At 68.8% G+C, this 22,586-nt stretch carries 21 protein-coding genes; 10 read left to right on the forward strand and 11 right to left on the reverse strand.

Translation table 11 applies throughout. The annotated features are described in order from the left end of the window. Nucleotides 1–6: 6 nt before the first annotated feature. Nucleotides 7–3,435, reverse strand: coding sequence for an amidohydrolase family protein (locus ACW5E8_RS07335; RefSeq protein WP_456964806.1), 3,429 nt, complete (start codon nt 3,433–3,435; stop codon nt 7–9). Nucleotides 3,436–3,626: 191 nt separating this feature from the next. Between ACW5E8_RS07335 and ACW5E8_RS07340 the strand changes: the two genes are divergently transcribed. Beyond that, nucleotides 3,627–3,932, forward strand: coding sequence for a YkgJ family cysteine cluster protein (locus ACW5E8_RS07340; protein WP_456964807.1), 306 nt, complete (start codon nt 3,627–3,629; stop codon nt 3,930–3,932). A gap of 81 nt (nt 3,933–4,013) precedes the next feature. After that, nucleotides 4,014–4,157 (forward strand): hypothetical protein, encoded by a 144-nt coding sequence (locus tag ACW5E8_RS07345; RefSeq protein ID WP_456964808.1) that lies wholly within the window; start codon nt 4,014–4,016, stop codon nt 4,155–4,157. A 30-nt stretch (nt 4,158–4,187) separates the two neighbouring features. On the opposite strand, the gene ACW5E8_RS07350 is transcribed toward ACW5E8_RS07345, so the two are convergent. Further along, nucleotides 4,188–5,078 carry an acyltransferase gene (locus ACW5E8_RS07350; RefSeq protein WP_456964809.1) on the reverse strand — a complete coding sequence of 297 codons (891 nt, stop codon included), beginning with the start codon at nt 5,076–5,078 and terminating at the stop codon, nt 4,188–4,190. Nucleotides 5,079–5,223: 145 nt separating this feature from the next. On the opposite strand from ACW5E8_RS07350, the gene ACW5E8_RS07355 reads away from it, so the two are divergent. Beyond that, a complete protein-coding gene (locus tag ACW5E8_RS07355) occupies nt 5,224–6,816 on the forward strand; it encodes a M20/M25/M40 family metallo-hydrolase (RefSeq protein WP_456964810.1) in 1,593 nt (530 codons plus the stop codon). A gap of 10 nt (nt 6,817–6,826) precedes the next feature. Here ACW5E8_RS07355 and ACW5E8_RS07360 read toward each other — a convergent pair whose 3' ends face one another. After that, nucleotides 6,827–8,539: a diguanylate cyclase gene (locus ACW5E8_RS07360; protein ID WP_456964811.1), complete on the reverse strand. Its 1,713-nt coding sequence runs from the start codon at nt 8,537–8,539 to the stop codon at nt 6,827–6,829. A 272-nt stretch (nt 8,540–8,811) separates the two neighbouring features. On the opposite strand from ACW5E8_RS07360, the gene ACW5E8_RS07365 reads away from it, so the two are divergent. From ACW5E8_RS07365 to ACW5E8_RS07375, 3 genes are read left to right on the forward strand one after another with little or no spacing between them, the layout of a single operon-like run. Further along, nucleotides 8,812–9,669 (forward strand): N-formylglutamate amidohydrolase, encoded by an 858-nt coding sequence (locus ACW5E8_RS07365; RefSeq protein ID WP_456964812.1) that lies wholly within the window; start codon nt 8,812–8,814, stop codon nt 9,667–9,669. Beyond that, nucleotides 9,666–10,892 carry a flavohemoglobin expression-modulating QEGLA motif protein gene (locus ACW5E8_RS07370; protein WP_456964813.1) on the forward strand — a complete coding sequence of 409 codons (1,227 nt, stop codon included), beginning with the start codon at nt 9,666–9,668 and terminating at the stop codon, nt 10,890–10,892. Before ACW5E8_RS07365 ends, ACW5E8_RS07370 begins: the two co-directional genes overlap by 4 nt. Next, a complete protein-coding gene (locus tag ACW5E8_RS07375) occupies nt 10,889–11,950 on the forward strand; it encodes an ATP-grasp domain-containing protein (protein WP_456964814.1) in 1,062 nt (353 codons plus the stop codon). Before ACW5E8_RS07370 ends, ACW5E8_RS07375 begins: the two co-directional genes overlap by 4 nt. Nucleotides 11,951–12,094: 144 nt before the next feature. Here the strand turns inward: ACW5E8_RS07375 and ACW5E8_RS07380 are convergent, their stop codons facing one another. Together ACW5E8_RS07380 and ACW5E8_RS07385 are read right to left on the reverse strand one after the other, a co-directional pair. Beyond that, nucleotides 12,095–12,634, reverse strand: coding sequence for a hypothetical protein (locus ACW5E8_RS07380; RefSeq protein WP_456964815.1), 540 nt, complete (start codon nt 12,632–12,634; stop codon nt 12,095–12,097). A 148-nt stretch (nt 12,635–12,782) separates the two neighbouring features. Continuing rightward, nucleotides 12,783–13,340 carry a DUF3228 family protein gene (locus ACW5E8_RS07385; protein WP_456964816.1) on the reverse strand — a complete coding sequence of 186 codons (558 nt, stop codon included), beginning with the start codon at nt 13,338–13,340 and terminating at the stop codon, nt 12,783–12,785. Between the two features lie 61 nt (nt 13,341–13,401). Between ACW5E8_RS07385 and ACW5E8_RS07390 the strand changes: the two genes are divergently transcribed. Then, nucleotides 13,402–13,836, forward strand: coding sequence for a hypothetical protein (locus ACW5E8_RS07390; RefSeq protein WP_456964817.1), 435 nt, complete (start codon nt 13,402–13,404; stop codon nt 13,834–13,836). Nucleotides 13,837–13,938: 102 nt separating this feature from the next. Here the strand turns inward: ACW5E8_RS07390 and ACW5E8_RS07395 are convergent, their stop codons facing one another. The 6 genes from ACW5E8_RS07395 to ACW5E8_RS07420 form a co-directional block, all read right to left on the reverse strand. Further along, the gene (locus tag ACW5E8_RS07395; RefSeq protein ID WP_456964818.1) at nt 13,939–15,435 is read right to left on the reverse strand and encodes an N-acyl-D-amino-acid deacylase family protein; all 1,497 of its coding nucleotides are present in this window, start codon (nt 15,433–15,435) and stop codon (nt 13,939–13,941) included. Nucleotides 15,436–15,608: 173 nt separating this feature from the next. Continuing rightward, the gene (locus ACW5E8_RS07400; protein ID WP_456964819.1) at nt 15,609–16,508 is read right to left on the reverse strand and encodes a pseudouridine synthase; all 900 of its coding nucleotides are present in this window, start codon (nt 16,506–16,508) and stop codon (nt 15,609–15,611) included. A 38-nt stretch (nt 16,509–16,546) separates the two neighbouring features. Beyond that, nucleotides 16,547–17,071 carry a DUF4142 domain-containing protein gene (locus ACW5E8_RS07405; RefSeq protein ID WP_456964820.1) on the reverse strand — a complete coding sequence of 175 codons (525 nt, stop codon included), beginning with the start codon at nt 17,069–17,071 and terminating at the stop codon, nt 16,547–16,549. 192 nt (nt 17,072–17,263) lie between these two features. Then, nucleotides 17,264–18,310 carry a S66 peptidase family protein gene (locus ACW5E8_RS07410; RefSeq protein WP_456964821.1) on the reverse strand — a complete coding sequence of 349 codons (1,047 nt, stop codon included), beginning with the start codon at nt 18,308–18,310 and terminating at the stop codon, nt 17,264–17,266. 26 nt (nt 18,311–18,336) lie between these two features. After that, a complete protein-coding gene (locus tag ACW5E8_RS07415) occupies nt 18,337–18,768 on the reverse strand; it encodes a DUF4920 domain-containing protein (RefSeq protein WP_456964822.1) in 432 nt (143 codons plus the stop codon). Nucleotides 18,769–18,877: 109 nt separating this feature from the next. Further along, nucleotides 18,878–19,606, reverse strand: a complete 729-nt coding sequence (locus ACW5E8_RS07420; RefSeq protein ID WP_456964823.1) for a hypothetical protein — start codon at nt 19,604–19,606, stop codon at nt 18,878–18,880. Nucleotides 19,607–19,851: 245 nt separating this feature from the next. Between ACW5E8_RS07420 and ACW5E8_RS07425 the strand changes: the two genes are divergently transcribed. The 3 genes from ACW5E8_RS07425 to ACW5E8_RS07435 all read left to right on the forward strand — a co-directional run bounded on the left by ACW5E8_RS07425 (nt 19,852) and on the right by ACW5E8_RS07435 (nt 22,283). Then, entirely contained in the window at nt 19,852–20,412 is a 561-nt protein-coding gene (locus tag ACW5E8_RS07425) for a hypothetical protein (RefSeq protein ID WP_456964824.1), read from the forward strand. 114 nt (nt 20,413–20,526) lie between these two features. Further along, complete coding sequence (locus ACW5E8_RS07430) at nt 20,527–21,690, forward strand: DUF3667 domain-containing protein (protein WP_456964825.1); 1,164 nt, start codon at nt 20,527–20,529, stop codon at nt 21,688–21,690. Between the two features lie 89 nt (nt 21,691–21,779). Further along, nucleotides 21,780–22,283: a lipocalin family protein gene (locus ACW5E8_RS07435; protein WP_456964826.1), complete on the forward strand. Its 504-nt coding sequence runs from the start codon at nt 21,780–21,782 to the stop codon at nt 22,281–22,283. Nucleotides 22,284–22,586: the final 303 nt, after the last annotated feature.

Raw genomic sequence — 22,586 nt, forward strand, 5'->3', positions numbered from 1 at the left:
TGGCGATCAATGCACTCCGTGGCAGACCGAGGTCGGGCCGAAGCTCTCGCCGAACGCCTGTCCCTGCCGATGGTGCTGCCAGTAGAACTCCGGTGCGGGCACGGCCTGGTTGCCGATTTCCGCCATGTCTGCGGCGACGTCGAACAGGCGGCCATCGACCATCACGTAGCGCGTGTCGGCGGTGTGGCGGATGTTGTCCAGCGGGTTGCCGTCGAGCACCACCAGGTCCGCGCGCTTGCCGACCTCGAGCGAACCCAGCTGCGCGCCGAAGCCGATGTAGTCGGCGCCGTCGATGGTGGCCGCGCGCAGCGCCTCGAAGTTGCTGAAGCCGCCCTGGGTGAGCATCCAGATCTCCCAGTGCGTGGCCATGCCCTGCAGTTGGCCGTGGCCGCCCACCTGCACCTTGACCCCGGCATCGCGCAGGCCCTTGAGCGCCTTCGCCACCTCGATGTGGTGGTAGTCCCAGTCCGGCGCGATCTCGCGGCGGATGCTGCGCGCGTCCAGGGTCTCGCGCGGGAAGAAGCGGTTGAGCTTGGCGTCTTCCCACACATTGTCGCGGGCGTAGAACCAGTACTCGCCGGACAGGCCGCCATAGCTGACCACGAGCGTCGGCGTGTTGCGCACGTCGGTTTCCTTCCACAGATTCACGACGTCGTCGTAGAGCGGCGCGATCGGCAGGTTGTGCTCGATGCCGGTGGCGCCGTCCAGGATCATGGTCATGTTGTGGTGGAAGGTGGAGCCGCCCTCCTCGACCACCAGCATGCCCAGTTCGCGCGCGGCCTGGTTGACCTGCTGGCGCTGGTCGCGGCGCGGCTGGTTGTAGCTCTTCACCGAGAACGCGCCGTTGGCCTGCATCCGGCGCAGGTGGCTGCGCGCGTCGTCGAGGGAATCGATCTCGGCCTTGAAGCCGCCGTCGGCGCCGTACAGGATCGTGCCGGTCGACATCATGCGCGGACCGACCATGCGCCCGGCCTGCAGCAGCTCGGCCTGCGAGAACACGAACTCGGTCGTCGCCGAAGGATCGTGCAGGGTGGTGATGCCGAACGCGAGGTTGGCGTAGTAGGCCCAGTTCTGCTGCGGCACCACGCCCTGGCCGAAGTTCGAGGCGTGCGCGTGGACATCGATGATGCCGGGCACGATGGTCTTGCCGGAGACATCGATCACGTTCGCTCCGGCAGGCACCTGCACGGAGTCCGCCGCGCCCACCGCCGCGATGGTGTTGCCGTCGAGCACGATGGTGCCGTTCTCGATCACCTCTTCCCCGTCTTCGGCATTGCGCATGGTGACGATGCGGGCATTGGTGAAGGCCACCACGTCGCGCGGCGCGTACACCGGCGCCTCGAGTCCCACGGCGGTACCGCCGCCTGGTGCCGGCGCAGCGATCTCCTGCGGCGCGCCGGGTAGGAACGGGAAGGTCTGGTCGAGCCGGCGCGAGTGGTAGCGGTCGCCGACCATCCAGTGCAGCGAGCCCGAGTCCGCCGCCCAGTGCAGGTAGCTGCCGACGTCGGCGCTGACCGGGCGCACCGGCAGCGCCTTGGTCTTGCGGTCGAGCGTGATGCTGCGGCCGGTTTCCGGCATCGGTGCCACGTAGGCGTTGAAGAGCTCGGTGAAGGCCACCCATTTGCCGTCGGGGCTGATCTGCACGGAGTCCACGTACTTCAGGTCGAACACCGCGCGCGGCTCTTCGCCGTGCAGGCCCACCGACATCAGCTTCTTCTCCATGCCGCCGCCGGTGAGGTAGAGCACGCGCGTGCCGTCGTGGTTGAACTGCGGCGACTGGCCGGTCTCGGCCACGCGCACCGGCTTGCCGCCGGCCGTGGGCACGACGTAGATGCCACGGTCGCCCGACCACAGGCTTCCCGTCAGGCCGCCGCCGCTGCTGCGGCTGTAGACCACGTGGCGGGCATCGGGCGAAAAGCGCGGGTGGTAGTAGAAGCCAGGCTCCTGCGTGAGCTTGCGCCCGGCGCCGCTGCCGCTGGCGCCGCGCACGTGGATCGCGCCGAGCGCAGCATCGGACCACGTGGTGTAGAGCAGCTGGCGGCCGTCGGCGCTGAAGCTCGGCTGGTATTCGTAAACGTCGCGATTGCCGGTGAGGCGCGCCGGGGTGCCGCCGGGCAGCGGCTTGCGCCAGAGCTGGCCCAGCGCATGGAACACCAGGGTGCCGCCATCGGCGGAGGTAGCCACGTCACGGATCATGCGCGGGTTGAAGCGGCCCTCGGGCAGCGACTGCGCGAACCGCAGCGGCTCCGAGACCACCTGCTCCACCTGCGCCGTGAACGGGATATTCGTCGCCGCGCCACTGCCCATGTCCACGCGCCACAGCCCGCCCTGCGCCCAGACCACCACCGCGCGCGAATCCGGCGTCCAGTCGAACCCGCTGTAGGGCCCGAAGATCGCCCAGGCTTCCTGCTGGTCGTGGCTGAGGCCGTCCCAGACCGGGCGCACCTCGCCACTCGCCAGGTCCAGGTGGTGCAGCACGCTCGCATCGCGCACGCGCTTGACGAAGGCCAGCGACTTGCCATCGGGCGACACCTGCGGACGCACCGCGCCGCCCGGCGTCGCGACCACGGTCTCGGTCTTGCCGGTCTGCCGGTCGAAGCGCTTGATCGCGTAGATCACGCCGTGCGGGTCACGGTTGTACTCGAAGCTCGGCCCGGGGCTGACGTCCTGGGAGAAGTAGACATGGCGTCCGTCCGGCGACACGGAGGGCTCGCCGAGGTCCTGCTGCTCGTTGGCCTTTTCCACCAGCTGGATGCCGGCGCTGGTGCCGCCGGCGTGATACAGCCACAGCTCGCCCGCGCCAAGCGAGCGCGTGGAGGTGAAGTGCTTGCGGGCCACGATGTATTCGCCGTCCGGCGTCCAGGCCGGGTTGTTGATCAGGCGGAAGGTCTCCTCGGTGACCTGGCGCGCATCGCTGCCGTCGGCAGCTACCGTCCAGATGTTGTTGCCACCGCTGCGGTCGGAGGTGAAGGCGATGCGGCGGCCATCGGGCGACCAGCGCGGCTGGATGTCCCAGGCGCGACCGGTGGTGATGCGGGTGGCGGCGCCACCGGCGATCGGCGTGCGGTAGATGTCGCCGAGCAGCGAGAACACCAGCTGGCGGCCGTCGGGCGAGACGTCGACGTCCATCCAGGTGCCTTCGCCGGTCTCGAAGCGCACCGTCTTCGCCTGGCCCTGGGTGGATTCCACGTTCCACTTGGCGGCCTCGTCGGTGCCATCCGCGTCCTCGCGCAGGCCGCGCGCGCTCTCGAGGGGCGCCCGTGCCTCGTCCACGCCGGCGGCGTCCAGCGCGTCCTGTTCCAGTTCGACGTTGTCATCGCGGTTTTCCTGCTGCTCCGCCTTGTCCTGCGGCGGCGGCGCAGGCGGGTCCTGGGCGAGGACGGGGAACGAGGCAAGCGCGCAGGCGAGCGCGAGGGCAAGGGCGTTTCGGGACATGCGGTCGGCATCCAGGAGATAAACCCGCCCAACTTAGCCAGCCCCGCGCCACTTGGCACGGGACAAAAGTCCCGGCTGAACGCGGGATGTAGGCCCCTGCGGCCACATTTCCACCCGGAGGGCACCGCTTGGTCTAAGGTGCGCCCACCCCCCGCATCGGAAAGCCCCATGAACCTGACGCACGACGGCGCATGAGCGCCGACGTCCATCACTGCGCGTCCTGCGACGCTGTCTGCTGCCGCATGACCGTGGTCCTGCAAGCCGAAGACCGTATCGCCGACCACCTCACCACCTGGACCGACGCCGGCCTGCATGTCATGGCCCGGGACGAATTCGGCTGGTGCGTGGCGGTCGATCCCGCCGGCGGCGGCTGCTCGATCTATGAATCACGTCCCGACGTCTGCAGGCGGTTTGTGATGGGCGGCGCCTATTGCCGGGCACTGCGCGAAGACTATTCGGACCGCAACGCCCGCGGGATTCCGCTGCAGATGTTCTAGATGCAGGCCTGCCGAGTGGGCGCGGAGGCCCCGGATCGCCCGTTTTCGTACAATGGACGTTCTGATCACGACGGATGACCCATGGCCAAGCCAAACTACTCGTTTGAAAAGCGCCAGCGCGAGCTGGCAAAGAAGAAGAAGCAGGACGCGAAGGACGCCAAGAAGCGCGCCGAACGCGAAGCGGCCAAGGGCGACGACGCCCCGGCGCAGGACACGCCTGCCTGAGCGAGGCGGTATCAGCGCCCGCGCAAGCGCTTACAGATGCCGGACAGGCCCCAGCATCTGCTCCATGTCCGCATCCTTTTCCTGCCACACCCCGTTCATCCACTGCTGGAAGCGGGCGCGCACGACGCGGTCGTCCTGGTAGCGGCCTGCCATCACTTCGGTCGGGATCGGGCGCTGCCGCACGTGCACGCGCACCTCCGGGATGCGCCCGCCCATGAGGTCCATCATCGTGGGCCGGCCGGCGGGATAGGCGATGGTGACGTCCAGGACGGCATGCAGGGCGTCGCCCATCGCATCGATCACGAAGGCCACGCCGCCCGACTTGGGCTTGAGCAGGTGCCGGTAGGGTGAGGCCTGCCGCGCGTGCTTGTCGGGCGTGAAGCGCGTGCCCTCGACGAAGTTCATCACTGCGACCGGCAGCGCCCGGAATTTTTCGCAGGCACGGCGCGTGGCTTCCATGTCGCGCTTGCCAAGCTCGGGGTTCCTCGCGATCTCCTTGCGGGTGTAGCGGCCCATGAAGGGGAAATCCAGCGCCCACCACGCCAGTCCCAGCACCGGCACCCAGAACAGCTGGCGCTTGAGGAAGAAGCGCAGCAGCGGGATGCGCCGGTTGAACACCTTCTGCAGCACCACGATGTCGACCCAGCTCTGGTGGTTGGCCAGCACAAGGTAGTGGCCATCGGCCTGCAGCGCCGCGTCCCCGCTCACCTGGAAGCGGGTGCCGGTAAGGCTGTCGACCATCGCGCCGTTGGCGCCGATCCAGCTTTCCGCGAGCACCGCCAGCAGGCGGTTGATGGCCCGCCGCACGCCCTCGATCGGCAGCAGCGCCTTGCCCACGGCCACCAGCAGCAGCGGCACCGCGTGCACCAGGGTATTGAGGACGATCAGCAACAGCACCAGCGCGGCGCGCATCAGGGACATCGGGGACACCGGCCAGGCATTCGGGAATCGGGGGCGGAAGCGTAGCAAAACCGACCCCGCCGGCGTGACTAACGACCGGTGAACCGCGGCTGCCTCTTCGCTAGAGTTGTCGGTTTCCAGCGCCCCGGGCGCAGAGGGGATCCCGATGTTGAAGCGTTGCCTGATGGTGTTCTGCCTGGGGGCCAGCGGCCTCGCCGCGGCCACCGAGCCCGTCGACCTCGACATGGTCAGCCGCATCCGCCAGGAGGCCTTCCACAACTCCCAGGTGATGGCCACCTTCAGCCATCTCACCGAGAACATCGGCGCCCGCCTGACCAACTCGCCGCAGATGGCCGAGGCCAACGCCTGGACGCGCGCCAGGTTCACCGAGTGGGGCCTGTCCAACGTCCACGACGACGCGTTCGACGACTTCGGGCGAGGCTGGGAGTTCAGCCACGCCAGCGTGGAGATGCTCAGCGACCGCGTGCAGCCGCTGCACGCCCTGCCCAAGGCCTGGACCCCGGGCACTGACGGCGCGGTGGAAGGCGAGCTGGTGCATGTCGAGATCAAGAAGCTGGCCGACATCGACACCTACCGCGGCAAGCTGGCCGGCAAGATCCTGCTGCTGGGCGAGGCGCGCGAATACAAGCGCGGCAGCGAGCCCGATTCGCAGCGCCACGACGCTACCTCGCTGGAAGGCCTGCAGCAGTTCACGGTGCCCAAGACCGCCGCCAGCGACCGCGCCAAGCGGGTCAAGGAGTACAGCGAACGCCAAGAACTCGCCCGGGCGATCAATACCTTCTTCGCCGAGGAAGGCGCGCTGGCCGCGATCAGCATCAGCAGCTGGGACAACGGCATCATCCGCGTCGCCGGTGGCGGTTCGCGCAAGGCCGGCGAGCCGGTGGGCATCCCGGAGCTTGCGATGATCGCCGAGCACTTCAATCCGCTGGTGCGGGCGCTCGAGCGCGGCGACACCGTGCGCCTGCGCGTCCGGGTCGATGCCCGCTTCACCGACGTAGCCGACCAGCCCGGCTACAACACCATCGCCGAGATCCCCGGCCGCGGCCGCAAGGCCGGGGAGATCGTCATGCTCGGCGCCCACATGGACTCCTGGCACACCGGTACCGGCGCCGCCGACAACGCCGCCGGCGTGGCGGTGATGATGGAGGCCATGCGCATCCTGAAGGCCGTGGGCGCCCGCCCCGACCGCACCATCCGCGTGGCGCTGTGGAGCGGCGAGGAGCAGGGCCTGATCGGTTCGCAGGATTACGTGTCACGCCACTTCGCCGCGTACCCCGAACCCACCGATCCGGCGCAGAAGGCGCTGCCCGGTTCGCTGCGCGAGCCCACCGGCCCGCTGCAGAAGCAGCGTGACTACGACCGCTTCTCGGCGTACTTCAACATGGACAACGGCTCCGGCCGCTTCCGCGGTATCTACGCGCAGGAAAACCTGGCCGCCGTGCCGATCTTCGAAGCCTGGCTTGCGCCCTTCCACGATGTCGGCGCCACCACCGTGGCCACGCGCAACACCGGCAGCACCGACCACATCGCCTTCGACCGCGTCGGCCTGCCCGGCTTCCAGTTCATCCAGGACCGCCTGGACTACTTCACCAATGTCCACCACACCCACCTGGACACCTGGGACCACATCGAGCCCGAGGACCTGAAGCAGGCCGCGGCGATCGTCGCGACCTTCGCCTACCACGCCGCCATGCGCGAGGAGCGGATGCCGCGCAAACGCCTGCTGGAGCGCAACTAGCCTGGCCCACTCAGGCCACGCGGTCGCGGCCGTCGTGCTTGGCGCGGTACAAGGCCTGGTCGGCCTTGTGCAGCAGCTGTTCCAGGGTGGCGCTGTCGCCGTCGTCCTGGCACAGCCCGGCGCTGAGGTCGAAGCCGAAGGTCTGCCCGAACACGGTGATCGGCTCCAGCCGCGCGCGCAGGCGATCCAGCAGCGCTTCGGCCTCCGCCGCCGAACCCTCCAGCAGGATGGTGAACTCGTCGCCACCGCTGCGGCCGGCAATGCCGCGTCCTTCGACGACTTCGCTGATCCAGTCGCCAAGCGAGCGCAAGGCCTCGTCGCCCGCGGCATGTCCGTAGCTGTCGTTGACCTGCTTGAACAGATCGATGTCGGCAACGATCGCGGTGAACGGGCGCCGGTTGTTGCGAGCACGCACGAAGGCCGCCTCGCCGCGCCTGCGGATCTGCTGGTAGTTGAACAGCCCGGTCAGACCGTCACGTTCGGACTGCCGCCGGTAGCGGCCGCGTTCGAGGAACGAATGCCGCAACAGGATGGCCAGCAGGACAGCGGTGACCAGCAGCGCGAACATGCCCAGGCCCAGCAGCCACTGCCGGCGCTGGGTGGCGGTGACCTGGAGCGCGGCAAGCTCTTTCTCGGCTTCCAGCAGCGCGATCTGCTGCTCCTTCAGGCGGGTGTCGAACTCGACCTGCAGGTAGGCGAGCTGGCGCTCGCGGGTGATGGCTTCGGCGGCTTCCAGCGCCGTGGCGGCGAACTTGCGATGGGCAAGCGCCTCGCGCAGGTCGCCGCGTCGTTCGGCCAGGTCGCCCAGCAGCTGCTCGGTTTCCGCGATGGCGAACTGGGCGCCTTTTTCCCTGTAGTGCGCCAGCGCCTGCGTGAGCAGCACCTGCGCTTCGCCATGGCCGCGGCCAAGCGTGGTCAGGCTTTCGGCTACCACGAGTTTCGCGCTCCAGGCGCCGGCGGCAAAGCCCGCGGCCTCGAACTCGGCGATCGCCTGGCGCCCCCAGCCCAGGGCCTCCGAATGCTTGCCCTGGGCGGCGAGCATCTTGCCGACGCCGTATTTGGCGTTGGCGATGAAGATCATGTCGCCCGCACGGGTGCATTCCTCGATCTGCCGCAACCGCCAGGTCTCCGATTCGCGGTAGTTGCGCGCATGGTCCTCGGCAAGCGCCACGTCGGACACGGCCAGGCATACCGCCCGCGCGTCTCCCTGTGACTCGACCAGTTCCAGGCCGCGCAGGGCCAGCTCCCGCGCCTTCGCGGTTTCGCCGACCAGCGTGTGCAGATAGCTGGCCACGCCCATGAGCCTGCCCGACTCCGAGGGCGCGTCCGCCAGGTACGTCAGGGCTTCGCCCAGCCAGGCAAAGGCCAGCGGCCAGTCCTCGATATTGGCCGCCACGCTGATGGCCGTGGTGTACACGCGCACGCGCAGCTGCGCCGACAGGTCCTCGTGCAGCAGCTCGACGAAGCCCTCCAACGATTCCTGCTCGCGCGTCGACACCGCCAGGTTGCGCAGGCGGACGAACTCCAGGCGCTGCCGTTGCTCCGGGCTGAAGTCGTCCAGCCGCGGCGCGAGGCCTTCGATCCTTACGTCCGACTGCCGCCAGTGCGCAGTGACCGCCAGCCGCTCGATGTCCCTGACTTCCGCTTCCAGCGCGTCGTTCGCGAACGCCGGCATGCCGGCAAATGCCAGCAGCAGCAACGTGGTCCGAATCAGCCGGCACATGACGTCGGTCGAGCTCGGCCGCAGGGCCTAGTCGCAGGCCCTGATGACGTACGGCATCGCCAACACGGCATCGCCGCCGCGGGTATCCAACAGATCAAGCAGTACCGACATCCAAGTCTCCCCCCCAATGAACCACCCCGGCTTCCGATGCCGACCGCGGGATGGATGCGTGCCCGCGCCGTCGCGTCGCGGACACTAGCACAGGACCGGCGGTGACCACGGTACAGCGCGGTCACGGCGCGATCATTGCCCCGCTGCGAACATTTGCCGCCATGACGCGACCCGAGACCCCGGCACCGCAGGCCCGCTATTTCCAGGATGGCCAACCGCCCGTCCCCACCGCCGCGGCGCGCGAATGGAACATCGCGGTGGCCGACGGCCCCGTGGTGGCCACCGCCATCCACGACGGCCATGCCATCCGGCCTTCGCTGCAATCGCTGCTTGCGCTGCCCGACGACGTGCGGTTTCGCGAGGAAGATCCGCTGACCGGAGTCCTGACCGCCGTTGGCGACGTGCGCATCCAGGTCCCGACCTCGCGCTTCGAGCTTGACCTCAATCGACCGCGCACCGCGGCCGTGTACGCGCGGCCGGAGGATTGCTGGGGACTTGAAGCCTGGCGCGGCACGCTTCCCGATGCCGAAATCGAACGTTCGCTCGCCAGCTGGGACCGCTTCCACGCGATGGTGGCGGAGCTGCTGGACCGGCTGCTGCAACGCTGGGAGGCGGTGCTGCTGATCGACCTGCACAGCTACAACCATCGTCGCGACGGGCCCGACGCGGCGCCGGCGCCACAGGACGCCAACCCCGACATCGAGCTCGGCCTCACCACCGCTGATCCGGAGCGATGGGCCGCGGTCTGCGAACGCTTTGCGGCCGCGCTGCGCGCCACGCCCCTCCATGGGCGCGCACCGGACGTGCGCGCCAACGTGCGCTTCCCCACCGGCGGCGACTTCCCGGAATGGGTGTATGCGCGCTGGGGCGCGCGGGTCTGCACGATCTCGCCCGAGTACAAGAAGATCTTCATGGACGAACACACCGGGCAGGCCGACATCGCCGCGCTGTATGCGCTGCGCGACGGCCTGCAGGCAGCGGTGGACGCGGTGCGCCCGGACTTCGAGGCACGGCAGTGAGCACGGTCACGGGTGCGCCGGGCGTGCGCTCCCTGCCCCCCGTGGCGGCGGAAGTGGATGCCGCGCTCGCCGACATCGATGCCGGCCTCGACTGGCTGCTCGCGCTCACGCCCCTGGGCACCGATGCGCTGTGGGAGGAGTTCGTGGCAAGCGGGCACACGCGCGTGTCGCCGCTGCGCTATGCCGAGCCGACGCTCGACCTCGCGGCGATGCGCAGGCGGCTGCTCGACCTCCCGGTGGAGCGCATCGAATCATCGCTGCTCGCCGGCGTGCTGGGCGAGAAGCAGCGCGAACTCGACCGCATGATCGAACTGGTGCGGCTGCGCGGCACCCGGGGCTTCGTGTCGGCCAGCATCGACCTGTTCGGCGGCGTGGAGCCGGGCCTGCTCGAACTGGCCCAAGCGATCCTCGCCGGCGTCGATGACAGCGAGCCGCTCGAGGCCGACATCGGCGTCGACGCGGTCGTCGCCGCCGTGGAGGACGAAGTCGCCTGGTATTGCGAGCGCGCGCCGGATTTCCGCCTCGACATCGTCGTCGATGCCGACATCGGCTCGCTGATGATGGTCTCGCACGGCCGGCTGTACCTCGACGCGCAGCTGCGCCTGCCGCATGCACGGCTGCAGCCGCTGGTGCAGCACGAAGTCGGCACCCACGTGGTCACCCGCTACAACGGGCTGCGCCAGCCGCTGCGGCAGCTCGCCGTCGGGCTGGCGCACTACGATCCGCTGCAGGAAGGCCTGGGCGTGCTGGCCGAATACATGGCCGGCTACCTGCCCGGCGAACGCCTGCGCGTACTGGCCGGCCGCGTGGTCGCCGCCGACATGGCCATCCGCGACCGCGACATCCCGGAAATCTTCGCCTGCCTGCACCAGAAGCACGGGTTCCCGACCGAAGACGCCTTCGACGTCGCCGTGCGTGCGCGCCGCGGGGGCGGCCTGACCAAGGATGCCGTCTACCTGCGCGGGCTGCGCGACCTGCTCGACCACCTGCGTGGCGGCGGCGCCTTCGAGCCGCTGTTCGCCGGCAAGTTCGCACTCACGCACCTGGTGGTGCTGGAGCAACTGGTCGAAGCCGGCTGGGTGCTGCCCCCTGCACTGCTACCGCGCTATGCCACCGCTGCCGGCTTCACGCGCGCACTCGACCAGTGCCGCGACATCGGCGTCGAAGACCTCCACCACCACCACCAGCCCGCCCCTCCGGCCTTCCAGGAACCGCCCGCATGACCGACCGACCGCTGCGCATCGGATTCGTCGTCAACGACGTCGCCACCGAGCAGGACAACTACACCACCATCCGCCTCGCGCGCACCGCCGCCAACCTGGGGCACAGCGTGGCCCTGATCGGACTCGACGGGTTCGTCTACGACGCCAACGGCACCGTGCGCGCCAAGGCGCACATGCCCGCCCGGCAGGATTACGCCGACGACAACGCAATGCTGGAAGAGATACAGGACGAGGACGCCGCCACCGAACGGATCAACGTCGAGGAGCTCGACGTGCTGATGCTGCGCAGCGACCCCGCGCCGGAACAGGTCGAGCGGCCTTGGGCACCGACCAGCGCGCTGCTGTTCGCGCAGCTGGTGACCCGCCGCGGCGTGATCGTGCTCAACGATCCCTTCCACCTCACCAATGCATCCAACAAGACCTACTTCCAGCATTTCCCGGAAGAGGTGCGGCCGGTGACCTGCATCAGCCGCGACGCCGACGAGATCCGCGACTTCATCGCCACCCATGGCAACCGCGGTGTGATCAAGCCGCTGCAGGGTTCCGGCGGCCAGGGCGTGTTCGTGGTCCGGGAGGATGACGGCGGCAACCTCAACCAGATGATCGAAGCGGTGACCCGTGACGGCTACGCCATCGCCCAGGAGTACCTGCCCAAGGCCGCCGACGGCGACCTGCGCCTGCTGACCCTCAATGGCCGGCCACTCCAGGTGGATGGCCAGTACGCCTGCTTCCGCCGCTACAACGACAGCGGCGACGCGCGCAGCAACATCAGCGCCGGCGGCAAGGTCGAACTCGCCGTCCCCGATGCCGATGCGCTGCGGCTGGCCGAGATCGTGGCGCCGAAGCTCATCCGCGACGGCATGTATTTCACCGGCCTCGACATCGTCGGCGACAAGCTGATGGAGGTGAACGTCGACACGCCCGGCGGGATCAACATGGCCGAGGAGCTGACCGGCGTGGATTTCAGCAGCCACGTCATTGCCGACTTCGAGCGCAAGGTCCGGCTGCGGGAGCAGTACGGCGGCATCCTGGCCAATGTCGAGCTTGCGATGCTCTGAGCGGCTGCCGGCGGGAACTGGCCCCGGCGTCCGCTCGCTGTCGGGAAGCCGCAGCAACCAGGACGGATTCACCGTCGCGAGCACCATCACGCGCGCGTCTGCAGGACCCTCGCCGGGTCTGTTCAGTTGCCCGGGCCAGAGGCGTCACTCCCTGGAATCGATCTCCTGCACCATCTGCTCCGTGATCGCCGCGACCTGCTTGGACGTCATCGCCGCGAAGATCCCCTGCCACGCGCTGGACGAGGTGGAGTACTCGCGGGTGCCAGCCAGGGTCCTGCCCGGCAGCACGTAGAAGGCGGCATCGGCCTCGACGCGGGCGTTGCCGGTCATCACGCCCAGCCCGTAGCGTGCTCCGGTGGACACATGGCGGTAATCCGTGATGGTCACTTCGACCAGCGTTCCCGGCATCTCGAACGTCGCCGGCAAGGTGTCCAGGTAGACGAACTCCCGCCCGGCCCCGGCAGCCGTGGCGGCCATCGCGCTGCGCCACTCCGCGCGGAAGGCCTGCCAACCGTCGGAGGCCACCATCTCCGGCGTGCCCTTCACGTGCAGGAGGATGCGCGAGGTCGCTGGCACCGGGATGTCCATGCCCGCCGCCGGCGCCGCCGGCCGCTGGACGGTGGCTGCACAGCCGGACAGCGCAGCGCAGGCGACGAGCGCCATGCTCGCGAGCAACTTGTTCATCGGTCGCCTCGTGCGGGGGACGGGATGACCTGCACGCTAACGCCATCCGCACGGCCCGTGCAGCATGGGGACATCCCTAGCCCTGCTTTCCGCCGCGCCGCCGGCCGCGACGTGCCGGAATGCCCGCCCATGGGCAAAGCGGCAGCGCTCACCCGCGCCAGTTGGCGTGCGTGCTCCAGAACGCCACGCTGCGCGCATACGCCTCGCGGTCCACCGGCACGCCCGAACCGCCCTCCTCGACGCCCAGCGCGTTGCGCATCATCGTGATCGGCGCCATCGGCGTTTCTTCGGGCTCCGCGGTGTACATGCAGCCCACCACGCCCCAGTCGGCGCTGATGCGCGTGCCTTCCTTCTCCAGCTGCGCGCGGCTGTAGAGGATCGGGATCAGGTAACCGGCGACAGGCGGCTCCAGGCCTTCGAACCAGCGCACGAGCACGGGCAGTTCGTCGCGCGTGCGCGCCTCGTAGTCCGAGCGCAGCAGGTGCCGGTTGGCGTCGGTGATCGGCGCCGCCAGGCAGCGGGTGGAGGTCCAGTTGCGATGCACATGCAGCTTGCAGAACGGCGCGTAGCCATCGAGCACCTCAAGCGGCGGCACCTCGTTGAGATGGTGCTCGAAGGCCTCCGGCGTGCAGTCCTGGATGGTGTTGCCACGCGGCTGACGCGGGAACAGGCGCCCGCGGGCGAAGTCGGTGAGGATGATGGACATGCGCGAATGCTACCGGGACCCTATAGTCGGCGGCCAGGGAAGGGGATCGAAGGGGAACTCCATGCGCATCGTGCTCTGGCTGGCCTTGGCCGCATCGCTGTACGGCGGCTGGCAGTGGTGGCAGGAACGCTCCGCCGACGCGGCCATTGCCGCGATCGGCGCCGAACCGAGTCCCAACGGATTCGTGCCCGCGGCCATGCCGGTGGGCGCGCCGCGCAATGTCGTGCTGGTGCTCGCGCCGCGCAACTGCCCATCCGAGCAGGCGCAGCGGTCCGAAGCGCTGCTGGCCGCACTGGAACGTGACGGGGTTCCCGTGCGTCGTGGCACCAGCATCGAGTTCGAAGCGGTTGAGCCGACGCGCGAAGACCAGGCGGCGATCCGGCGCTCCATCGAGGTGTTCAAGCGCGGCGCGCCGGCGGTGTTCGTCAACGGCATGGCGATGTCCAATCCCACGCCGGAGCAGGCCATACGCGAATACCGCCGCACGCGCGGCTAGCGACCTGCGGCAAGCGTCTTGCAGCCGACGCAGCCGATCCGGAACGCCCGACGCTTCACCGTCACGACGCGCAGCCACGCAGTACCAGGCTGCGCGCCGCCGTCACGCGGAGCCGCCGCGCGCGGAACGGCGCAGCATGCGGCCCGCGCGTGCGACCGGCTTCCCGGCTTCGTAGACGGGCCGGCCGTTCACCACCACCAGGTCGAAGCCCTCAGCTTGAGCGGTCGGATGCACATAGTCCGCCCGCGCCCGCACGGCTGATGGATCGAACAGCACCAGATCGGCGATCGCACCCACGCGCACCGTGCCGCGGTCGGCCAGGCCGAGGATGGACGCGGGCAGCGACGTCGCCTTGCGCACGGCTTCTTCCAGCGACACCCGCGGGTCGCGGACGGCAAAGTCCTCGATCCATTTCGCGAACGTCCCGGCACCGCGTGGATGGCTGCCACCCGGCGAACCATCCGAGGCCACCGCCACGCGCGGATCCAACAGCAGCCGGTCCTGCAGCGCGCGGTCCATCACGAAGTGCGCAGCCTGCCCCCCGCCGGGGCCGATCTCGAGCAGGACGTCGGCGAAGGGAAGGCCGCGCTCCGCCGACACCTGCTCCAGCGTCCGTCCCGCATGCGGTCCGGTGCCGAACAGCAGCGCCGACGGCCCGCCACGCTGCGTCATCCGCTGCTGCAGCCAGGCGCGCAATTCGTCGCGCCGCGACTGCAGCACCGCTGCGTAGTCGCCCGGCGGCAGCGCCCACTCCGGGAACAGGATCGCCACGCCCGTATAGCTGGCTTCGTAGGGATAGGCATCGGCGGTGAGCGGCTGCCGCGGCCCGCGCAGCGACTGCAGGAAGGCGAGCAGTTCGACGGCGGCGTCCTCGCCCTTCCCGTACACCACCTTCAGGTGCGAGACGTGCGCACGCGCGGGGCCGGCGGCTTCCACCAGCTCCCGGATCGACGCACGCACGTCGTCGACATCCTCGGAACGCATATGGCTCATCGCCACGCCGCCATGGCGCGCGACCACCGGCCCGAGGCTGGCGAGCTCGCGCATCTCCGCGTAGCGGCCCGGCACGTACTCAAGGCCCGTGGAGAGACCGAACGCCCCGGCGCGCATATCGCCGTCCAGGACCGCCTGCAGCCGTTCGAGCTGCGTATCCGAGGGCCGGCGCGTGCCGTCATCGATGCCTGCGCGCCGCCGCAGCGTGCCGTGTCCGGAAAGCGTGGCGATGTTGATGTCCGGGTTCGACGCGTCCACCGCGTCCATCCACGCCGGCAGGCTGTCGGGCGCATTCCGCGCCTCCGGCAGCGCGGGGCTGCCGCCGTCCTGGCCAAGCACAACCGTGGTCACACCCATGGCGAGGAAGGGCGTGAACGCGGCTTCCAGCGGATCGCCGTGCGTATGCAGGTCGATGAAGCCGGGCGCCAGCACGCGGCCCTCGCCCTGTACCACGCGCAGCCCGCGTGCATCGGCGTCGGACGACGGGCCGATGTGTTCGATGCGATCACCGCGAATCCTGACATCGGTGTGCTGGCCGGGCCCGCCGGTGCCGTCGACAAGAAGCACGTCGCGCAACAGCAGTCCGGACACGTCTGCTCCCGGCATGGGTTGCCTGGAGCACGCCGACGGGGCCAGCGCGCAGGTGGCGCCTGCAGCCATCGCCCCCAACACATCGCGCCTGGACCAGGTCAGGTGCCGCATGGCCACGCCTCCGCTGCAATGACAGGCAGCCACATTAGCGAAGCGCGTCCGGCCAGTCACACCGCATTGCGGCAGCTTTACAGGAACGGCGCTGCGTCCGAAGGCCTTTCGAAACGCCGGTGCGCGCCGGTCAGCGGATCCACGAACTCCAGTGCGTGTGCGAACAGCTGCAAGGGCCGTGCATGGTCGTCTTCCCCGATCGCACGTAGCACCGGATAGTACGGATCGCCCTGGATCGGGGCGCCCAGGGCCGCCATGTGCACCCGGAGCTGGTGCTTGCGTCCCGTCACCGGCTTGAGCCGGTACCACCAGGCGTCCGGCCCGCGCGCGGCAACGTCGATCAGCGTTTCGGAGTTGGGCTCTCCGGCCACTTCGCGCATCCGGAAGAACGGCTCGCCCGCTTCGAGGCGGCTGCGGCGCACATGCGGGAACCCGAGCTCCGGCAGCGGGGCCGCGAGGGCGAAGTATTCCTTGCGCATGCGTCGCTCGCGGAACAGGGCCTGGTAGTCCGCCCGACTGTCCCGGCGCACGGAAAACAGCACAAGGCCCGCGGTGTCGCGGTCGATACGGTGAAGCGGTACCAGGTCCGCGGTGTCGAGACGGGTGGCAAGCCGTGTCAGCAGGGTTTCGCGCACGAACGCGCCCGTGGGAGCGACCGGCAGAAAGTGCGGCTTGTCGACGACCACCAGGTGTTCATCCACGTGCAGCACCGTTTCAGAAAACGGGATGCAGCGCTCGTCGGCAACTTCGCGGAAGTAATGGATCTCCGAGCCGGCGCGGTACGCAGTGGTGTCGTCCAGCGCGCGTCCCTCCGAATCCAGCACGCGCCCCCGGCGGAAACGGTCGGACCACGTCGCCCGGTCCACTGCCGGAAAACGTGCGCACAGGCCATCCAGCAGGGTGCCCCACGGACCGGGGGGCAGTTGCAGGCGACTGGCGGGAATGCCGTCGCGGATCGGGCGGGGCGAGCGAGTCACGCGCGCAGGTTACCGCGCCCGGCCGGGACCTACGTCCTTCAGCGCGCTACCACCTCTGCGATGGGATCGGATGCACTGCCACTGCGGCCGGATCGAAGCGCGGCCATCCTGCGATCGTGCTCGCGCAGCTTCGGCAGAGCTTCCCCGGCGAGGTGCGCGCCCGGCCCGCCCTGGTCGAGCTCGCGCTGGCACAGGCGGATTGCACGGCCATGGCCGCGCGCCATGTGCCGGAGCCACGCACGGTCGTAGGCTTCGCCCTGGTTCCGGTCGAGTTCGTGCAGCGTGCTCCGCTGGCGTGCGTCGGGCTTCGGGGGCGCGCTGCCGGCGGCTTCGGCAAGCACCCGGTTGAGCGCCACAAGGTCGTGTTCCAGCTGCTGTGCGAACCGGCGCAGCTCCGCCGACGCCCCGCGCAGCTGTGCCGAACGCGCCGCCTCCACCGCGGCGACGCCGTCGTACAAGGCCTGCCCGAGTAAACCGCGCGATTTGTCGCGTCGCGAATACGCTTTCCACGCAGCGGCGCCGGCGCCGGTGAGCAAGGCAAGCTTGATGAGCCTGGCGAGCATGGGGGATCTCCGTGTGACTGCTGGTTGAGCAGGCACCAAGGACAGCAGCCGCGGGATTCGGTGCGCGTGAAGCCGACAACGAGCACGGCGCTCGCGTTCATCCCGCGCCCGGATCCCGCGCTGCCTTCCTACGCACTTCACGCCCCGGCGCATGCTCCCGAACACGATCCGGACGTGCCAACCGACCCTGGCCTAGGCTTGGCCTTGGAAGACCGGCTCCAGCAGCCGGAAGCTCCCGTCACCCGCGTCCATCTCCACCCGGCCGCCCACCGGCACGATGAACTGCTGCCGGATGTGGCCGATCATCGCGCCGCGGTAGGCGGGAATGCCCAGCGGCTTGATGTAGTCGTCGAGGATCTGGTCGAGTCCCAGCGAACCGTAGCCGTCGCCCGGGTCGCAATCGGTGCACTCGCCGAAAATGAAGCCCGCGATCCGGTCCAGCGCGCCCATCAGTTTCAAGGTGCTGAGCATGCGGTCCACGCGATACGGTGCCTCAGACACGTCTTCAAGGAACAGGATCTTCCCGCTGAAGTCCGGCAGGAAGGGCGAGCCGGCCAGCGCCGTGAGCACGGTCAGGTTGCCGCCGACCAGCTCGCCGCGCGCCGTGCCACCGGTGATCGTCACCGTGCGGTTCTTGCGCTGCACCAGCTCGTCACCGCGATCGGCCACGTTCCGGTACTGCATCAACTCCCGATTGAAGAACAGGCGCCTGAACTGGTCGGCGTTGAAGCTGTTCCAGCTGCCGGAGCCGTTGGGGCCGTGGAAGGTGACGAGCCCCGTCTGCGCGTGGATCGCGCTGTGCAATGCGGTGATGTCGGAGTACCCGAGCAGCACCTTCGGATTGGCGCGGATCAGGTCGTAATCCAGCAGCGGCAACAGCCGCGCGGCGCCGGAGCCGCCACGCACGCAGATCACGGCGTTGACGTCGGTATCGGCGAAGGCCGTGTTGATGTCGTCCGCGCGCCCGGCATCGCTGCCCGCCAGGTGGCCGCGCTTGTCCGCGTAGTGGGCGCCGGCCTTGACCTTGAAGCCCAGCGCTTCCATCACTTCCTGCGCAAGCTGCAGGTTGAAGGCATCGTCGACGGGCGATGACGGACTGACCAGGGCAACGGTATCGCCCGGCTTCAGCGCCATGGGAAGCAGGCGCCCGCCCACCGAGGCCAGCGCGCGGTGCCCGCCGGCAAGTGGCAGCAGCAAGGCCGCTGCCGCCGCGCCACCGATGAACCGCCGCCTGTCCATGCCGCCGCGCCCGCCGGACACGGCGATCAGGGCGCGCCGGCGACGCGAACGCCGTCGGCGACGATCCGGTATTCGACCGGCTCGGCCGCGATGCCCTTGGCACTGTCGCCGCTGAGGTGTTCGACCTGCTCGGGAGTGAGCTCCTTGCGCTCAAGTACGCCGTGCACCACCGCCGCGCCGCTTGCGTCCTTGGGCAGGAAGAAGGCGTGGTCGCCGAACATCACCCGCGCCACCTGGCCGTCGTCCTCCAGCATCATCCAGCAGCCCTTGGCCTGGCAGACCTCGGCGATGCGGCCGCTGAAGCGACGCGGCTCGCCGGCATGGCCGTCGAAATCCGCAATGGCTGCGGATACCGGAACGGTCGGGCCATCGGTGAAAGCCTCGCCGTAGGAGACAGGCTCCGCGGCATGGGCCAGCAATGCGGTGGTGGACAGCAGGATGGCGGCGAGGAAGCGCATGGGAGCCCCGGATCGGCAAAGGATGGGGTCCGACGATAGCGGTGGATGGCGGCGTGGGCCAGTGTCTCCCGCGGCAGCGGGCCCCATGCCGGGACCCGCCGCCGTTCAGTCAGAACCGGGCTTCGACGCCGAGCATCAGCGTATCGGCGCGGTCCGCGTCGTAATAGAACGTGCCGCGGTCCCAATAGGCTTCGTTGAAGTACACGTAGTTCGTGTAGACGAGGCTCATGTTGAAATGACGGTTGAAGTCCACGCCCAGGCCGACGCCGACGTAGCCGCCGTCGACATCGTAGTCGGCCGACATGTAACCGGCGCGCACGAGGGCGTACACCGGGCTGGTGCTGACAAAGTTGAAGCGCGCGTTCACGCCGATGCTTGCGTAGTCGACTTCGGCGAAACGCCAGCCGTCCTCGGTGGTGCTGTCCAGCCGACCGGCGGCCAGCTCGATACCGACCAGGCTCACCGCGCCGGCCTGCCAGCGGTAGCCCGCGTTGACCAAGCGCGCCGACTGGTCGACGTCGTCATATACCCAGCCCTTGCCGCCTTGGACGCCGACGAAGAAGCCGCCCCGGCCTTCCTCTTGGCGCGCCGGAGCCTCGTAGCTGCCGGTATACGACTGCGAGTGGCCCACGCTGGACTGCTGCTGCGGCGCAGGCTGCGGCGCTTCGTCTGCAGCGACAACCGGTCGCGGCGCTTCGGGCACGCGCTTGGCCGGATCCATCTCCTGGCGCGGCGGCGGTGACGCAGGCTCGATCGCCTTCGACTGGGCGTAGGCACCCGTTGATGCGATGACTGCGAACGCGGCGGCCATCATGGCCACCGAACTGGACTTCTTCATGAAACTCCCCTGTTTTCATTGTTTTTGACCGCGCCGGAAGACGCTGGCGCGCTGCGCATGAAGCACGTCGCGTGCCAACGCCGTGCCATCGGGCGATACATCCCACGCCCCATCCACCCGAGCAGGCGGCCGCTTCACGGCGGGTAGTGACGATTCACGTCAGCAGCACCTGTTTGCGGCGACGAGGCCCGCCAATCCACCAGGCACCCAAGGCATATAGTTGCCGCCTCACAGGGGGAAACATCATGAAACAGACCATGCGCGGCGCGGCGTTGGCCGCAGCCTTGTTCCTGTCCGCCTGCGCGACGCACCAGGACGTGCTTCTTGCGAAGTCGGCGCCGCCGGCGATCGTGTCCGTCGCGCAGGCACCGGCCGAGGGAAATTCCGCAGAGATGGACGTGGCGGTGCGCAATGCGCTGCTCGCGAACGGATTTACCGTGCAGGCGCCCTTGCCCGCCGGGACCCGCACGTCGGACGGTGTCGACGCGATCGTGAGCTACGTCGATGTCTGGCGCTGGGACATCGTGATGTACCTGCAGTCCGTAGCGGTCAAACTGTTCGATGCCAAGAGCGGCGACCTTCTGATCGCGGGCGACTGGAAGAATTCCGCGTTCCACGGATTCCAGGACGAGGCACGCGTCATCCAGGATCTGATCGGGGAAATGACCGCCAAGTTGAGGGCAGCGAGTCCGGCGCCGCAGCCACAGGAGGCAACCGTCGCCCCCGATGACCACGCCGCGCTCGATGAGGCCGCGGGTCCGCTTGGGATCAGCTCGTCCGGAACGGCATCAGACGTGCTCGAGTGAGGTCGTCTGCTTCGAGAGCGTCCCTGCCCGCTCCACTCTGAAGTCGATGGGCTTGCAGCTGAATCGGATGCGTTATCGTAACGCCCGCCGCCAAGGCCTCCGGGAAAGGACCAAATGAGCGACCAGGCTACAAGCACCGGCGTCGACCACCCGGCCCACTGCGAAAACTGCGCGGCCGCCCTGCACGGCGAGTTCTGCCACGCCTGCGGACAATCCGTACACAATCCGATCCGCCATTTCGGACACGCGATCGAAGAGTTCTTCGAGGCGTTCTGGCATCTCGACGGGCGCGTCTTCCGGACGCTCCGCGACCTCTGGTTCCCGGGGCGGGTGGCGATCAACTATCTCGCCGGCCACCGCGCCCGCTACATCGCGCCGCTGCGCCTGTTCGTGATCCTGAGCGTGCTCACGTTCTTCATCGGCGCGGTGTCGGTGCACGTCGACGACAACCCGGTCACCGTCACCGGCATCGAGGAAATCCGGGGTGCGGGGACCGTCGAAGAGGTCGAGCGCATCCGCGACGCGATGACCGCCGAGATCGAAGCCGCACGCGTGGAAGCCGGCAACACACCGGGCATCGACCCTGCCCTCGTGGCAGCCGAGGTGCGGATTCACGGTGCCGCCGCCAACCGCATCGTCGAGCTGACGGGCGAGCCGGCGGCCGGGGACACGGGCGAATCGTCCGCACCCGGCGGCAAGCGTCCCTCGTCACTGCAGTTCAACTCGTTCGGCCACAAGGGCGTGTGGGATGCCGAGACCAACCCGCTTGTCGTCAACTGGTGGCCGCGCTTCGCGAACGACTGGCTCAACCGCAAGGTGGGCAATCTCGAAAAGAACATGCAGTCCTTCGACGGTGCGGCCCCCGACGTGTGGCTGCAGGGCATCATGTCGTCGGCGCCGTCGGCGCTCTTCCTGCTGGTCCCGGTGTTCGCCCTGTTGTTGAAGGTGGCCTACCTGTTCACGCGACGCGTGTACCTCGAACACCTGGTGGTGGCGCTGTACAGCCACATCTTCCTGTTGCTCATGTTGACCGCGGCCTTCCTGCTGGCGGCGCTGGATGACTGGGTGGGCACGCGCGCCGCGGGCGTCGTGTCCGCCCTGGCGATGTTCGCCATCCTCGTGTGGATGCCGGTCTATCTGCTCATGATGCAGAAGCGCGTCTACGCGCAGTCCTGGTGGCTGACGGTGCCCAAGTACCTGGTCATCGGCTTCATCTATTTCATGATGCTCACGTTCGCCACCTTGCTGGTGTTCCTCGGGCGGCTGACGGCGGCCTGACCACGCCAGGGCCCATAGGCTGCGTCCGGCCTTTGCGGATGCTTCATCCGCACTCGGCTAAACAGGGGGACCCCACAAGGAGCTCCCCGATGACCGCACACGATGCCCCCGCCACCGTCCCCGCCGTCGACCTGCAGCGCTACCTCGGCACCTGGTACGAAATCGCCCGCCTGCCGATGCGGTACGAGCCCGAGGACTACCGGAACATCACCGCCACCTACACGCTGCAAGACGACGGCAAGGTGCGGGTCGCCAACCGCGCCATCGACGGCAAGGGCGAGCCGCAGGAGTCGATCGGCGAGGCCACCCCGGTCGACGGCAGCCAGGACAGCAAGCTCGAGGTGAGCTTCCTCCCGCAAGGCCTGCGCTGGATCCCGTTCACCAAGGGCGACTACTGGATCCTGCGCCTGGACCCGGACTACCGCATCGCCCTGGTCGGCAGCCCGGACCGCAAGTACCTGTGGCTGCTCGCGCGCGAACCGCGCCTGGACGCGTCGACCCGCGAGGACTACCTCGCCACGGCCCGTGCACAGGGATTCGAGCTCGACGACCTGATCGACACCCCCCAGGGCGGTGCGAGCCCCACCCTGTAGCAGCGCCGTGCCGGCCGCCGGGCGGCAATCCGGTTCCGGATGGCTGGCGCATACTGTGTGGGCCGACTGCAACCGCAGTCCCGCGCCAATGCGCCGAGGAGAACCAGATGAGCAAGGGCCTGAACCAGAAGAAGGAACAGAAGAAGAAACCGCTCAAGACCATGAAGGAAAAAAAGGCCGAAAAGCGCGACAAGGGCGCGACCAAGCCCTTTGCGCCGGCCTGAGCGCGCTCCAGTCAATCAACGGAAAAGGCCCGGACATGTCCGGGCCTTTTTTTGTTGGCCCTCCGGGTCATCCGCCAGG

The sequence above is a fragment of the Luteimonas sp. A649 genome, from assembly GCF_054072735.1.